This is a genomic window from Mycoavidus sp. HKI, from assembly GCF_020023735.2.
In the GTDB taxonomy this organism is placed as follows: domain Bacteria; phylum Pseudomonadota; class Gammaproteobacteria; order Burkholderiales; family Burkholderiaceae; genus Mycoavidus.
In genome coordinates, this window is sequence record NZ_CP076444.2 from 1,507,293 (window position 1) to 1,523,408 (window position 16,116).

Sequence of the window (16,116 nt, forward strand, 5' to 3'; positions counted from 1 at the left end):
TAATCGCCGCCTGATTCTAGCGGCAGCAAGACGGCTTGCGCCGCTCTTAATTCCTCCACCGTTTTGGGGCTTTGCGTACTCTTTCTCGCGCCGCCAACTCTTCATTACCACTCACTTTGTGGGTCATGCTTTTCTCCTTAATAGCATAATCTTATTATTCATTTTATTCGGAATTGGTATTACTCTTCTTCTGACTAGTTCATCTCGTTTCTTACAACAAAAAATAATTACCTTAAAAAAACTTATTTCAAATACCTTTGAATTTCATTAGCCTTTTCAAAAAACTTCCTAGGAATTTTTTCATTTTCAATAACCCAATTAAGCTTATCACGAAGTCGAAATGCAACTTCTAATCCTGTTGCGCCTCCATAAATTGCAACCCGAATTTCCTCCGCCATAGCATGAAAGCCCTCATGCTCTAGTAATTCAGCTAAACTAAATGCTTTTTCTGATGCAAGGATGGTATTCACTTTTTTCCTCCGATTGTACTAAAAAATTCAGCTTTTACTCCTGCAGACGGAACAACTACCTCAAATGCGCCACCAGTATTTCCCTGAAGCCCAGGTGCTGGCCGCACAACAAAATGCCCCCCTGAGTTTACTAATCCTCGTTCAACAAAATTCACTCTTTCAATATTCTGCTTAGGAATACCGTAGCGTAATCCATAGTTTGGAGCTGTTAATGGATTCTCTATCGCCCAAAACTGCGCTTCAACTGCCTCGCTCAAACCAGTAGTTCCTGAGCGAAATACAGGAGCGCCTTTTGCGATTGGTCCACGCAGAGCTAAAGCTTTCGGTGACAAACTTTGCCATGCCAAACCATATGGCGTAGGTACTGCCAATCCAGTTTTGACGCCGGCATAATTAACGCCAGCAATTGTTCCAGTTACGCCTCGTATACTAACTGCTGTCGTTACTGCTGTGGTTCCGACTTGATGACCAAACTGCTCACCAGCCAACCTGAAATTGCCCTCTCCTGCCTGATCCAGTGCATGACCGACTTGTGCTTGCATTCTATTGGCCGCCTCCTTGGGACGAGTGACGATGTCATATAATCCTTTGCCTACTCCCGCCAGCGTATCAATTGGGTGTGATGTTGTGTTCCATATACCGTCAGCTATACCCTTTACATAGTCACTGACTTGCTGTAAGCCTAGATTTGACGGAGGAATAATGGTCTGCGGATTTGCACTAAAAATTGTACTATCAGTACGTTGATAGCCCGATGCATTACCAAACATCGGCACCGCATCGCCCCACTGGTCATAACCAACTTTAACCCCTGCATAGAGAGCTTTATATCTATAAGCTTCTAAATAAGCGGCCGCCTGAGTATCCCACTGCCCATCCCGGCCCGACTCTGCATTTACCATCCTCTCTAGCTGCACTTCCAATCTTCCTGCCGCCTGCTGTTCTGTTATGTCCGCATGTTTCGATGCATAGATTTTTGCTAAATGTTCATGAATAATATTCTTCTCATCCGGATGCAACTGCCGATTAAACTTATCCGCAGCCAATGCCCCCCCAGCCCCAGTAAGCGCGCCTGACTGGCTGCCCACGGCTCCACCCACGATCGCCCCAGTTGTACCCGCCAGCATATTCGTGACGACATTTGATACCGTCTGCTTCGCGTTTGGATTGGTCATCCCGGCCATTGCTTGATTAACCCGCGCAGACACCTTTGACGCCGCTAGATCACCGGCCACTGTCCCCGCTATGGCACCGCCCACGTTGCCACCAGCCATCTTGGCCCCTAGCCCAGCAACGGCTGCATGTAGCCCTATCCTCCCTAGCTGGCCTTCTCCCCATAACTTGCTGTCTGGATTTTGCGCCGCTAGCTTATTTGCAAGATCGCCGCTCACTTGCATCCCTAAGTTCGCGGATTCACGCCCCAGTTCTATCTTTTCTTGGACTTCTTGTAAGTCAAAGATCTTCTGTAGTGTTTGATGCGCATTTTGGGTATCGCGCTTTAAGCCTTGCGTGCTGTCTTGTCCTGTTTCTTGGTCGCGGCGCACTTCAATCCGTGCTGGCGAGATGGCCGCTTGAGTTGTGCTCGAAGCTACGCCCTGCATCCCGGTCAGGCCCAAACCAGAAGGGGCATTGGCTAAACTATTCGCCGCTATATTTTGTTTGGCGCTGGCAGCACCACCATAGCTCGCTGAGAAGCCGCTGCTGCGCGCTTCATACTGCGCTTTATTTTGTAGATCAGTAAAACCCAGTGTTTCTGTACTTAGCACGCTCTTACTTGGCGCTGCGTTCGCAATCTGAGCGCCATTTAACTGAGTGTGCTTCCCTACCTGAATTTCAAAGCCTTCTTTGCCCGCAATTAACCATGTTGGCAAATTAACACTGGCATAGTGGCTTTTGACCTGTTCTTGGCTCCCCCCTAGGCTGCCATTTACTCCGCCAGCACCCAATACACCACTCAGCCCAGCGCTTAAATTCGTCTGGCCTTGGTGATACGCGTCGCTATCTTGCTGGCTGGTGAGCGTTAGATTTCTACCAATATCCGCTTTGATCTTCTGGCCACTTAGCTGAGCACCGGTGAGCGTTGCATCACGGCCTGAGGTGAGGGTTAAGGTATCAGTGGCAATAACGCTGCTGTTAGCGTACTGCGCACTCTGACCATCAGCATGTCCATTGGCAACTTGGCCGCTGGCAAATAAGGCTAGGCCGGTTTGTTGGCCCACGCTTAGCCCCACTCCCGCCGTGAAGCCACTGCTGTTTTGCGTGCTTTGATGGTGTACGGTGTTGGCGACGCTTTCGAAGACCATATCATGGCGCGCAGCAAGGTTAACCTCTTTGCCTTTGATTTGACTGCCCTTTACGGTTAAATCACCGCTCTTTTCATGGCCATCTCCGGTTGCCATGATATTGACCCGGCGATTCGCTACTAGATTTGAGCCGCGCGCTGTGGTTTGTATCGTGTGCGCTTCATGTTCACTTTGGCTTGAGCCAACACTGAGTTCAAGCCGTACACTTTTGCCTCCGGCAGCGCCCTGAGTCCCGTTTGCGCCTCCTTCTGGGCCGCTGGTTACCGCGGCGCTACTGAGTTGAGCCACCGCATAGGCAGCTTGCGCTTGCTTGACGGCTTTGAGCCGAGGGTCATTGACTTTACTCGCGCGGTCCATGTGACGATAGATTGCCCTCGCTTTCTCCACTATCTCGCCGCCTAGCCCTACGCTTAGACCGCTTTGCTCAAAAGTGTGTCGTTCGCTTTGGGCAAGTACGTCGTGCACACTAGCAAGCGTGATATTTTGGCCGGTCACGTTCAAATCCTGGCCGGCATATAATCCGCTCGCTTTAAGCTGAGTGTCTTTGCCTGAAACGATAGTGACGTCGCCCGCTAATGAGGCAATCGTGCTATCCGTATGAGTGATTTCCAGCTCACCCGCTTGGGCGTGTTGGGCTTGTGAGCCAATCGTGACCCCTATACCACCACCATTTAAGAGGCCTGATTTCTGCTGCTGGGATTGGTGGGAGTGCGAAGCCGTATTTTGTGCGGCCGTCAGATGGATGTCGCCTTCTGCCGCCAACGATACTTGCTGGTTAGCCACCACATCGCTGCCGTGTACTGTTAAATTTTGACCGGACTTAATTCTGACTGTGTTGCCGCTTAATAGGCTGCCGGTTGCCTGTGTTTGGTTAATCGTATCGCGCGTGGCGTTACTGCTGGAGCTCAACAGGCCTCGCCGCGTATGGCTATGCCCTTCATCAAAGTTATGCTGTGTTTGCCCCGCTTTAATAGTTACATTGTGCTCAGCTGTCGCCGTGAGCGTGCCTTGCTGGCTCGTGAGATTTGCCGCTTTGGCGGTGAAATTATGACCGGCGGCAAGCTGGAGATTGCCAACCGTTTGGATCGTACTGCCAATTTCATCACTTAAGCCTTGTTTAAGAAAATTATTGTCGTCACGAACCATGTTCTCCTGGTAGCCAACCGTGAAGGCGCCCAGGTTTAAATTATGACCAGCTGTGATGGTGGTCTGATTTTCTGGGCTGGTGTTGCTAATCTCGGCAGCCGTGAAAGTCGCATCGCGCCCGGCGCTAGCGCTGAGTGAACCATTCGATGTCAGGCTAGCAATGCGATCAAGATGAGTACGGCTGAAGTGACTGGCGCCCGTTGTTTTAGCGCCTTGCTGGGTGGTGGAAAGCAGATTTAAATCTCGGTCAGCGCGAACGGCTAAATGGGTATCGCCAGTTAGGGCACCACCATGGTTGTCTAGGTCGGTGCGAGCGTGCAGGGTTGTTTCGCCCCCTGTAATCTTTCCGCCTAGGTTTTTAATCTCTGCAGCGTCGACATTCACCTTTGTGCGGCCAGCCATCGTGCCTTCATTCATCATGTCTTGGCGCAGGCTCAGCTTGAGCGCGCGACCTGAGATTAAGGTCCCATCTCCTTTGAGATCGTCCTCTTTGACATAGGCATAGACTTGCGGAACTAATACCTTTTGCACCGCGCCATCGGCAAGCACCACCTCGCGTTGAACAGGCCAGACGATATCGCTGGTAAGTTGCGCCATTTGCGCTGCGCTCAGCGCGATGCCAGGGCGTAGTTTCAACTGATCCGCGAAATGTAGGCCTTGCTCCATCAACGCACGATATTGCACTTCGTCGTTGGTATGATTGTGTAGGAATCGGCGCCCCGTGAGCTGGTTGATTTGTTCGCCTACTAAGCGTTGTTCGTAAAAACCGTCGCCCAAGCGTTTTTGGACGACCGCAGGATTTTGCGCCATGCGCTTGAGCATATATTCTGCGTCAAGCTTCTTGTGGGAGCGGGTAAAGTGAGGGTCGGTTTCGATCAAAGTCAGGCTGTCTGGCTTAGGAGTGTGTCGAAACAAAGTGTGATTGGGTAAGGTAATCGCCGGAATTTGGGTGCGAATTATCGTCCCGGCATGGCCCGCGATATCACTTGGCGTCGGAATCGAAATTTCTTCTAGGCTGCGTGACAAAGCTGGAGTCTGAGCGCCCGAGCGAGTAGAGTGGGTATGCTCGAGCACTTTTGTCACAGGCACTGTGATGGTGTGGAGCTCATCAGCTGGGGTATAAGGAATAGGATGATTCCAATCACGCGTGTGATGATTCTTCCATCTGCCGCGATAGCGAGACGTACTATATTGGCTGCTCCCAGCTTCCTGCACCGTACGAGTCCCTTCGGCTTCAATGTTACGCAGATTGCTCAGATCCCCGGTGATACGGCCACCAGCGATGAACTGGCTTTTGTCGTTGTTCAGATCATGGCCGCTTAACCGCAGATCGCCTCCCGCAACAATCTTGCCAGGGTCGCTACTGTTGACCACGCTTTGAGTTTCAGTACGCATCACGTCATATTTAGTAAATCTCCTGACCTCCCAGTTTTGATGGCGGTACTGGCCTGCGCGGGACCAACCTTCCCAAACAAAATGGTGCTCAGGATATCGGTTTGGATCTCCCTCTGGCTGAATAAAAATAGCCCTGCTAGGCTCCCCTACCGGAACAGTTTTAAGGGTAAAGGGCGCATTTGTATTATTCAGTGTATCGACGGCCAAATTTAGGTCACCAAGCGCCTCAAGCGTGGCACTGCTATTGTCGAGTTTCTCAGCTTGACCGATGGCGCGATGGCATCCATCGAGCTCTCTCCCCAAAGCAAAATCACTTTCACTGCCAAGTAGGCCATGTTCGCGGTTGGTGAGCGACTGCACACCAATATCTAGTCGTTTGCGCGCGCTCACGTTCGCCGCGCTGGTAACGCCATGCACCGTTTCAGCGCCGTTATCCAATCTAGTTGCGCCGATTGCAATATGATCGCCATATATCCGGCCGGTACCCAGGTTATTAACCTTACCCGCCTGAATCAAGGTTTCATCGCCATTGATGAGACCACGGTTTGTCAACGATTCAAGGGCCACAAGCTCAGTCTGGCTGGCGTTGATTTCTCCTGTACTCGTATTGTCGATACTCGCCGCTGAGACCGTTAAACGATGACCCGCGTCTAAGGTTTGGCGGTTATGCAATGCGCCTGTCAAGCTCAGCGTAGCATCGCCGCAGGCGGTGATTTTGCCAGTGTTATGCAAATCATTCAGCAGCTTGATATCGAGCTGGCCATTGGAATGTATTTGACCATCGCTGTTCAGGCTATGGCTGTCTACTTTAAGCTTGGTGCCGGCCAGCACAGTTCCGCCAGTATTTAGTATGCTCAGCCGTTTGTCGGTAGGTGATCTCCTCTCGGGCGCTTGCAACGCTACCGCCTGGCGTGAGGAGATCCATCCTGAGCGATTATCGATCTGCGTCGTGCCAATCAGGGTTAACGCACCATCGGTTTGAATCGAGCCGAGCTGGTTATCAATTGAATCTGCTTGAATCGTGATTTTTTTACCGGCCACTCCGTGCTCACTGCCTTGAGTGTTCGCATTGTTGAGTACGCCCGTTGTCATGCGGAGGGTACCTTTTGAGTGGATCAAGCCAGTTGGGTTGTCCACTGTGCCACGCTCAGTTCCATCCAAGGCTAGAAACTCGTCAGCGCGAATCACCCCCCGCTTATTTTTAATCGAATCGGTGATCAGCGTGACTGTTTTGCCTGCCAGTCCACGCGCGCCATTGTGGGTATGGGTATTGTCGAGTTGGCCGGTGGTTACGCGGAGCTTACCTTTCGAATACATCACACCAGCCGTGTTATTCACGACGCCATTCTTCGCCCCATCCAAGCATAAAGACTGGTTAGCGCGAATGACACCTTTTTTATTCTGAATCGAATCGATCATTAGCGTGACCGTTTTGCCTTGCAGTCCACGTTCGCCGCTTCGAGTATTGGCATTGTTGAGGTTACCGGTTGTCACCCGGAGCATGCCGTTCGAATGGATCAAGCCAGCCTGATTGTTGATCTTGCCCGGCACTTGAGCACGCAGTCTGCCAACCGCTTTGATGCTTCCTTTTGAATTATTCAAATTGGCGCTGGCGATGGACAAGTCGTTCATGGTGGCAATCTGGCCGCTATTGTTGAGGCGAGCGGAGCCGGTATGCAAGGTCGTGTGGCCATGTGCCGTCAGTATCCCTCGGTTGATGAGAGGGCCACGGGTGCTGATGTCTAGCGTGCCTTCATGGCGCACACTGCCTTGTATGGCGCCTTGTGCGGTTTTAATGCGAGTCGGGCGGCGGCTATCGATCTCGCCGGAATTTTCTAGAAAGCCATTCAGGGTGATTTCAATTTGGCCCGCTTCCATGCCGATATGCCCAGCATTTCTAACCCCCACGCCGGTCTCCGTGCCAACCAATTTAATTTTGTTGGCGTACAAACCACCCAGTTCTGCAACATCAATCGCGAGCACGGGCGCCGGACTGGCTGGTTGTTGCAATGGGGTCACCACGTCGCCGCTGACTAAATTAGCGCCCGTGATAATTTTTAGCTGATTGGCCTGGAGTTGGTCATTGATCAATACAGCTCGCGCAATCAGCTCGGTGTAATCGGCTTTACCCGATTGCAGTCCATCGCCTTGCACGGTAATTAAACCATGTTGTACTCGATAGCCGTCAAGATGGCCATTCTTGTTGATGATCGGCGTCCCTGTCGTTAAGGTCGCGCGGTGAACATTAATAAAACCGCAGCCCTCGCAGTACAAGCCAGAAGGGTTGGCAATGATCACTTGAGCTCGGTCGCCAACCACTGTTAGAGGACCCTTCAAATAACTCGGATGGCTGCTGTTCACTTGGTTTAGGATGGTGCGCGCGGACCTCGCCAGCAAATGAGGATTCTGGGTGCGATCATTGTTCCAGGCCAGGCCTCTGTCAGCATCGAATTGGCTGTAATCGTTTTTCGATAGCCCTTGATCGTTTGGGATTTGAATGTTGATCAGGGGTAAACCATCGGGTGTACTAAGAATTGTCGGTCGATGGTGAGGCTCCGCGTTGGGGTCCGCTACAATGCGTGCGACATTCAGGCTGCGCGCGGCCGCCGCTTGGACGAGCGTTGCCAGCAGCACGGTACAAACGATGCGCGCTAAGTAGTGAAAAGAGATAAAACGTTGTTTGTTAATAATCTGTGCCATCGGACGGCCCCACTTAACGCGATGTGATAATTGATTAAAATGAATAGCTCGCGCTAAATCCCGCTGTTACATTGGCCGTGTCAAACACCTCTGGCTTTTTAAAAGGCCGGCCTGCAAATACATCGTATTGCACATTTTTGAAGCCACCGCGTAGCCCAATGACACCGCCCGCTAGCCGACTACCTGGCAAAAATTCCGTCGACGGGCCGCCCAGTTGGCCATAATCCACCCCAACATATAATTCTTGGCCGCTTGAGCCTAATGCCAAGCCTAAATCATTGCGGATCAGCCAACCCCGCTCGGCTAATAAAGTCAGTTCGCCATCAAAGCCGCGCACCGTATAGCGCCCGCCTAGCGAGAAGCGGTCTTGCGGGATCAGTGGGGTGCGCTGCCATTGCGCGCGCCAAACACCGTTGTAGCGGATTTTTTGGCGCGCCAGCGTGAACGGCATATCGAGAGCAACCTCGGCGCTAAAAAACTTGGGGTAAGAGGTGCCTTCGCCAGACTCTGCTTCGGCAGCAAGCAGCGCATTTAAAGCACCGGTGCCACGTTGATGCGCAACCTGGATGGCGAGTGCACCGCGGCCAATATATTCTCGATGAGCGAGAGCCAACTCCCATCCAGCCAAGCGGCGGCGATGATGATCGAGCTCGGTGCCCTCTATAAAACTGCTTGATTCCTTGAAATACCCCCGTAACGAGGCGGTCAGCTTGCGCGACGCATCGCGATAAAGCAAACGTGACAATTTAATTTCATTGTTTTGGCTCGCACCGCTATACATATAGTTCTCATACGGGCCGGCCACCGTCTGTTGGTAACCATATCGACTAGCGGTCAAGCCTAACAGCCAATAACCCAACGGCACGGAGTAATGAATCGTATGGCCGCGCGTGCCTTTAGGGCCTGCTCCGCCGCCCCTTAAGCCTTGGCTAAAACTCACATAAAACAAATCATTTAGCGTCCACCAGTGATCCACCGAAATCGACACATTGCCCTGATATTTGCCCGTTGCTTTGCTGCCTGCATCATCTGCTGAGAGTGTTAGACGCAGCGGCAAACTCTGCTGCCAGTCGATCATCAGATCGCTTTCTCCAGGCTGAGCATCCGCTTGGGCCGCAGGGGTAATATCGATATTGGCCTCGACCGTTGGCACGCGCTTAAAATTCTCTAGACTTTGCTCAATGTCACGCAAATTCAATAAATCGCCTGCTTTGATGGGCACGGCATTCCATTGCGTCGCGCGCCCCGCTGTTTTTGCGGTAAAACGAATCGTGTGCAGGCGGCCGGGAATGACCGTGAGTGTGAGAACGCCGCTTTTAAGATCTTGCGGTTCAGCCAGTACGCGAGTCGTGACATAGCCTCGCTCAATTAAGGCGTTTTGCACTCTTTTCATCACTAGATTGATCCCCTGTGCGCCTAAGCAGCGGCCGCTGGTCGGATCATCTGGTCGATTCGCCGCTTGCAGCGCCCAGGCGAAGCGGTGGCTTTCCTCTCCTTTTAAGACAATCAGCTCAATTGGAAAACAGGGCGTTTCAGAAGTAGGAAGCTTGCATGACAACTCTGCCGCCTTGGCTTTGTCTTCATTTGATAGACGCACATCAGGCGTATGCTCTTGTTGTTGGCGCAATATACGCTCGTGCTCTTGCTGGCGCAGCAGTCCTTGTGTGTCTTTGCCTGTGAGAACTTTGTCTTTGAGTGCTGATGTAGGCAAAGCTTGGGCATATAGATCAGGTGCGAAACCGCCTATCAACAGCAATGCCGCGTAGAAAAAAATAGGGAGCATCCAAGCCTTGTATGGTCTGCGCGGAGGATCCATGGGACACACCATTTTTATTTGTAATAAAAAAGCGAGAGTATACACGCTACAGCAGCCTATAAGTGTCAATTTTGCCAAAACAGAATAAACACATTTTCTTTAATTTAATTGGCTTAACTGCAAGGAAATGTTGATTTTTGGGTATTTTGATTGAGTCAATCATACACAAGATATTCTAGCAATTTGTGGCGACAAAATCTAAAAATATGATCTGATTGACCGGTTGATTATAGTAAGGGGCCGCCTGACCCCAAAGCGTTTTTTACGCACTCGGCTCAAGCCGTTTCATGCCACCCAAATAAGGCTGCAACACATCCGGCACACTCACCGTACCATCCGCATTTTGGAAATTTTCAAGAATCGCAACTAAAGTACGCCCAACCGCCAAACCTGAGCCATTTATTGTGTGCACTAGTTCCGGCTTACCTTGCCCACTGCGAGAACGTGCTTGCATCCGCCGTGCTTGAAATGCTTCCATATTCGAGCATGATGAAATTTCACGATAGGTATTTTGCGACGCCAGCCATACTTCAAGATCATATGTTTTGGCACTGCCAAAACCCATATCGCCTGTGCACAATAAGACTTTCCGATAGGGCAGTTCAAGTTTGCGCAAAACCGTTTCGGCATGGCCTACGAGTTCTTCGAGCGCTTGATAAGAGTGCTCAGGTGGCACAATTTGGACCAACTCAACTTTCTCAAACTGGTGCTGGCGAATCATGCCGCGCGTATCACGGCCGTAACTGCCTGCCTCTGATCTAAAACAGGGCGTATGAGCCACCCATTTGAGTGGCAGTTTATCCACGGCCACGATGGTTTCTCGCATCAAGTTAGTGAGCGGGACTTCAGCCGTTGGAATCAGATAAAAGTTCTCAGGCGCATGGCCCTCATCACTGGCTTTATGCGGCACTTTAAATAAATCTTCTTCAAATTTAGGTAGTTGACCGGTACCGCGCATAGAAGTGGCATTGACGATATAAGGCACCTGAATTTCTGTATAGCCATGTTCAGTCGTGTGCAAATCAAGCATAAATTGCGCCAAGGCACGTTGTAGCCGCGCAAGCGGGCCACGTAGTACCGCAAAGCGCGCGCCACTGAGCTTAACGGCACTATCAAAATCGAGTCCAAGCGGCCCCCCAATATCGACATGGTCTTTAATCTCAAACTCAAATTGGCGCGGGGTACCCCAGCGGCTTACTTCAGTGTTTTGTGTTTCGTCACGGCCTAGCGGCACACTTTCGTGCGGCAAGTTAGGCGCGTCCAGCATGAACTCGGTTAACTGTGCTTGAAGCTCATTTAGTCTTAGCGCTGAGTCTTTGAGCACATTGCCAATGCTGTCTGCTTCAACCAGCAACGCCGAGCAATCTTCTGCTCGACTTTTTAAGACGCCAATTTGCTTTGATAGGCTGTTGCGGCGTGCTTGCAGTTCTTCAGTGCGCACCTGTAGCTCACGTCGCTCTGTCTCAAGTTTTATAAATGTCGCACGGTCTAGCGCGTAACCACGGCTATTAAGACGGTGTGCGACGCCATCAAGGTCTTTACGCAGCAGTTGGATATCAAGCATGGAAAATAAGGTAGGGCAAACAGAATAAACTGCGATTTTAACTTAGGTTTTAACGGATGCTGCGCTTATGTTTTTGGGTTAACGCCATGTTCAGCGCGCCAAGCTACATCAAGCTCATCTAGCCGCTTAAGTTTTTCAGCAATCTTGGCTTCAAGGCCACGAGGCGTTGGTTGATACCAATTAGGGTTGGTGATGCCATCCGGCAAATATTGCTCTCCGGCCGCGTAAGCATCCGGCTCATCATGCGCATAGCGATATTCATGCCCGTAGCCGAGTTCTTTCATCAGCTTGGTTGGAGCATTGCGCAGATGAACCGGGACTGCACGGGATGAGTCTTTGCTCACAAATTTGCGCGCTGCATTGTAGGCGCAATAGCCAGCATTCGATTTTGGGGCTGCGGCAAGGTAGAGTATGGCTTGTGCCAGAGCGAGCTCACCCTCTGGCGAACCAAGCCGCTCATAGGTCTGCGCCGCATCCAGCGCGATGCCCACGGCGCGCGGATCGGCCAGGCCGATATCCTCCCAAGCCATACGAATGATTCGCCGTGCCAAATAATGCGGATCTGTACCACCATCTAGCATACGGCAAAGCCAATATAGTGCTGCGTCTGGATGGCTGCCGCGCACCGCTTTATGGAGTGCGCTAATTTGGTCATAAAAAGCCTCACCGCCTTTATCGAAGCGACGCAGATTTTCTGCCAGTGCGCTGCCCAGTAGTGCTTCGTCAATTTCATTTGTCTGCTTAAGGACTGCTGCGCGGGCGGCGATTTCCAGATTATTCAGCAGCTTGCGAGCGTCGCCATCGGCTGTTTCAATTAGTATTGCGCATGCCTGTGCAGTCAATGAAATACCACCAAGCGCAGCGCTTGCACGCTTTAGCAAATCCTCTAACTCACTCGCGTTAAGGCTGGTGAGCACATAAACGGCTGCGCGCGAGAGTAGTGCGCTGTTTAACTCAAATGACGGGTTTTCAGTGGTAGCGCCGATAAAAATAAAAAGGCCCGCTTCAACGTGTGGCAGAAATGCGTCTTGCTGGCTTTTATTGAAGCGATGCACTTCATCGACAAAAACCAGCGTTTGACGACCATGCGCCTGATACATACGCGCCATTTCAACCGCTTCTCGAATCTCTTTGACCCCTGCTAAGACGGCAGAAAGAGCAATAAACTCGGCTTTAAAAGCATCTGCCATAAGTCGTGCAAGCGTGGTTTTGCCCACACCGGGCGGCCCCCATAAGATCATCGAATGCGGCTGGCCCAACTCAAAGGCGACCCGCAATGGCTTGCCTGGCCCAAGCAAATGCTTTTGGCCAATCACCTCATCGATCACTTTGGGCCGCAACCGCTCAGCCAGCGGTGCGGCTGGAGAAGAATCATCGGCAAACAACATGGGCCGCTTTTCTATTTTTGCAAGACGTGGGATAAAACACGCTAACGCTCATCCCTGAATCACATCGACGCCTTTCGGTACGGTGAATTTGAAACGATCAGGAGGCACTGTCGGATTTTTCTTCATATCCGTAAAAACCAATAAAGTGACATTGCCGAATAGATCAAACAATTTCATAGCCTCGAGATTCCCGCCTCTAAATCCAATAATGACACGCTGAAATTGCGTATCGGCCGCTTTCGGCTTGAGCTCAAGCCAGTCTAGCCCTGCTTGTTTACCAATATCGCGCAGTCTGAAATTCCGATTAAGATCGTTGCTGCCAAATAAAATCGCTGCTGGGCTGACGCCTAGCATACGGTCAAGCTTACGCTTGATGACTTGCTTGAGCTCTTTATCGTAGATATAAAAATATTCGCCATCAGACTGCAGAACTTGGCGGGAAGGCTCTTCATAAGTCCAGATAAATTTACCCGGCCGCTCGAATAAGAAAAAACCACTGGATTTACCACTTTCTTCCTGCGGCCATGTACCCTGGTCAGGGAGGTCTTTCATTTTCTTTGGGTCAGTTTTAATCTGCCGCTGAACAAAACGGCCTTTTGCCGTTTGCACTTGCGCAACAAAATTATTCAGCTGCTCAGTCGCATTAGTGTAGGTAGATCCACCGGCGTACGCAGGTGGTGCAAGGCTTGCCGCTGTGAACGCCGAGACCGCTAGCCCTCTCGTTAGCCAAAGTCTAAAATTCAATAAAGTTACTGTTTTAAGCTTCATCTCTTACCTCTTCTAGTTCGGGTCACGATTGGGCACCAGAATTTCACGGTTACCATTTGCTGCCATTGCCGATATTAACCCTGCTTGCTCCATTTGTTCAAGCAACCGGGCTGCACGATTATAGCCAATTCGCAAATGGCGCTGTACCAGCGAAATAGAGGCACGTCGGTGTTTGGTGACAATTTCAACGGCTTGATCATAGAGTGGATCGGCTTCAGCGTTTTGCCCACTGCCATTGGTATTGCCCAGTCCTTCATCAATCTCACTATTGCTACCTCCTTCTAGAATACCTTCAATATAGTTCGGTTCGCCCTGCTGTTTCAGTTTTTCGACCACCCGATGCACTTCTTCATCAGAAACAAAAGCGCCATGTACACGAACCGGCAAACCTGAGCCAGGCGGCAGATAAAGCATATCGCCCATGCCCAATAGCGATTCAGCGCCTTGCTGATCCAAGATTGTGCGCGAGTCGATTTTCGATGAAACTTGAAAGGCAATGCGGGTTGGCACATTGGCTTTAATCAATCCGGTGATGACATCAACCGATGGCCGTTGCGTCGCAAGAATTAGGTGAATCCCTGCCGCTCTCGCTTTTTGTGCAATCCGTGCAATCAATTCTTCCACTTTTTTACCCACTACCATCATGAGATCGGCCAACTCATCAATCACCACGACAATATGTGGCAGCCGCTCAAGCGGTTCGGGCATATCTGGCGTTAGGCTAAATGGATTCGGGATGGTTTCTTCGCGCTTGTGCGCCTCATCAAGCTTATGGTTATAACCACTGAGATTACGCACCCCAAGCTTACTCATTAATTTATAACGGCGCTCCATTTCAGCAACCGTCCAGTTTAAAGCATGGCCTGCTTGCCGCATATCGATCACCACCGGACACAACAGATGCGGCACGCCATCGTAAACGCTCATCTCAAGCATCTTTGGATCGATCAAAATCATCCTAACTTGCTCAGCTGTTGCCTTATAAAGCAACGATAAAATCATGGCGTTAATGCCGACCGATTTACCCGATCCAGTCGTACCTGCCACCAGCAGATGCGGCATTTTGGCTAAATCAGCGACGATCGGCTTGCCGCTGATATCTTTACCTAGTGCAATGGTCAGCATCGAAGCTGCGGCTGCATAAGCTTCGGAACCTAAAATTTCAGACAAGCGGACTGTTTGCCGGCGCAAATTGGGTAGTTCAAGGCCCATACAGTTTTTGCCTGGAATGGTCTCGACCACGCGAATTGACACTAACGAGAGCGAACGCGCTAAATCCTTCGCCAGGTTAACCACCTGACTACCCTTCACGCCGATAGCTGGCTCAACTTCATAGCGGGTAATAACGGGTCCTGGATAAGCCGCAATCACGCTGACTTCAACTCCAAAATCCTTTAATTTTTTTTCGATCAAACGTGAAGTAAATTCAAGCGTGTCAGCCGACACAGTTTCTTGTGTAGCCAAAGGTGCATCAAGCAACGCAAGCGGTGGCAAAATACTATCAGGCAAGTCATGAAAAAGCGTTTGCTGTTTTTCTTTTTCAATCCGCTCAGATTTAACTACAGCGCTCGCTGCCGGCACAATACGCACAGGCTCGTGTTCTTCAACCCGCACACGGTCCTGTTCGAGCTTGCCTTCACGGCGTATCGCAGCAGCCTCGCCGACTTTGCGATCACGTCGTGCTTCATAGTGCATTTGAATGAACATCAGCGCGGCGACGATCCCATCGCCAGTGCGCTCAGCAACATTTAACCAAGAAAAACGAAAGAAAAGGGAGACCCCAATCGCCAGCAGTAACAAAAGGGCCAGCGTGCCGCCCGTGAAGCCTAAAGCGTGCAATACTTGCGCTGCCACAGCATCCCCCAGGACGCCACCTGGTGCACGCGGCAAGCTAGTTGATAAGGACCACAGCCGCATTGCCTCAAGACCAACACTGGCAATCAATATCAAAGCAAAAGAAAATAATTCAATCAGCCAACTGCCCTCTTGCAGCAGCCCATGTTCTTGCTGTATGTCTGCCGGACGGCGTTCAGCACGGGCTGGCGGGCTCTTACTTAGATCATCAGCTTGCCCATCGGCCGGCGCTATGCGCCAGTAACCCAATACCACGCGGCGCCCGAGCCATACGGCCCACCAATAGGCTGAGAAACCGAAGAGCAAGAGCAAAATATCAGCCGTCCATGCGCCTACGCGCCCCCCCCAGTTTGCAATACCGTTAGCTTGCACCGCATGCGTCCAGCTCGGATCAAGCGGGCTATAGCTAAGCAGCACCATGAATAAAAAGAATACACCTGCAAGCTGCAGCAGCCAACGAATTTCAACAACAAGGTGTGAGATCCTGCGCGGCAACGCTTGTGCGCTATAAGAGAAAGGAGATTTCGCCATGAACCAATATGTGCTATGTGCTGCCCGGGGGACAGGCCCCACTGAATTAAGCTAGTTTAGCCTAAACTGTCACACGCGGACCGCAGCGCCGACCATCGATACGGCGCTTTACAGTCATGAACGCGCACGATAGCTCAAACCCGCACGCCTAAACAAACATATAATATGCTATTTGGTGCTT

General features: G+C 51.0%; 7 protein-coding genes. All 7 read right to left on the minus strand.

Annotated features, from left to right (window positions below; all coding sequences use genetic code 11):
• Nucleotides 1–242 precede the first annotated feature (242 nt).
• The 7 genes from KMZ15_RS05955 to KMZ15_RS05985 all read right to left on the minus strand — a co-directional run bounded on the left by KMZ15_RS05955 (nucleotide 243) and on the right by KMZ15_RS05985 (nucleotide 15,935).
• Nucleotides 243–470, minus strand: a complete 228-nt coding sequence (locus KMZ15_RS05955; protein ID WP_223691610.1) for a hypothetical protein — start codon at nucleotides 468–470, stop codon at nucleotides 243–245.
• The gene (locus tag KMZ15_RS05960; protein WP_223691612.1) at nucleotides 467–8,014 is read right to left on the minus strand and encodes a hemagglutinin repeat-containing protein; all 7,548 of its coding nucleotides are present in this window, start codon (nucleotides 8,012–8,014) and stop codon (nucleotides 467–469) included. The genes KMZ15_RS05955 and KMZ15_RS05960 overlap by 4 nt, the downstream gene beginning before the upstream one ends.
• Nucleotides 8,015–8,048: 34 nt before the next feature.
• The gene (locus KMZ15_RS05965; RefSeq protein WP_223691614.1) at nucleotides 8,049–9,797 is read right to left on the minus strand and encodes a ShlB/FhaC/HecB family hemolysin secretion/activation protein; all 1,749 of its coding nucleotides are present in this window, start codon (nucleotides 9,795–9,797) and stop codon (nucleotides 8,049–8,051) included.
• A gap of 295 nt (nucleotides 9,798–10,092) precedes the next feature.
• Nucleotides 10,093–11,394 carry a serine--tRNA ligase gene (gene serS / locus KMZ15_RS05970; protein ID WP_223691616.1) on the minus strand — a complete coding sequence of 434 codons (1,302 nt, stop codon included), beginning with the start codon at nucleotides 11,392–11,394 and terminating at the stop codon, nucleotides 10,093–10,095.
• Between the two features lie 65 nt (nucleotides 11,395–11,459).
• Nucleotides 11,460–12,782: a replication-associated recombination protein A gene (locus KMZ15_RS05975; RefSeq protein WP_223691618.1), complete on the minus strand. Its 1,323-nt coding sequence runs from the start codon at nucleotides 12,780–12,782 to the stop codon at nucleotides 11,460–11,462.
• 48 nt (nucleotides 12,783–12,830) lie between these two features.
• On the minus strand, nucleotides 12,831–13,550 hold the full coding sequence (gene lolA / locus KMZ15_RS05980) for an outer membrane lipoprotein chaperone LolA (protein ID WP_223691620.1): 720 nt from the start codon (nucleotides 13,548–13,550) through the stop codon (nucleotides 12,831–12,833).
• 12 nt (nucleotides 13,551–13,562) lie between these two features.
• Nucleotides 13,563–15,935: a DNA translocase FtsK gene (locus KMZ15_RS05985; protein ID WP_223691623.1), complete on the minus strand. Its 2,373-nt coding sequence runs from the start codon at nucleotides 15,933–15,935 to the stop codon at nucleotides 13,563–13,565.
• Nucleotides 15,936–16,116: the final 181 nt, after the last annotated feature.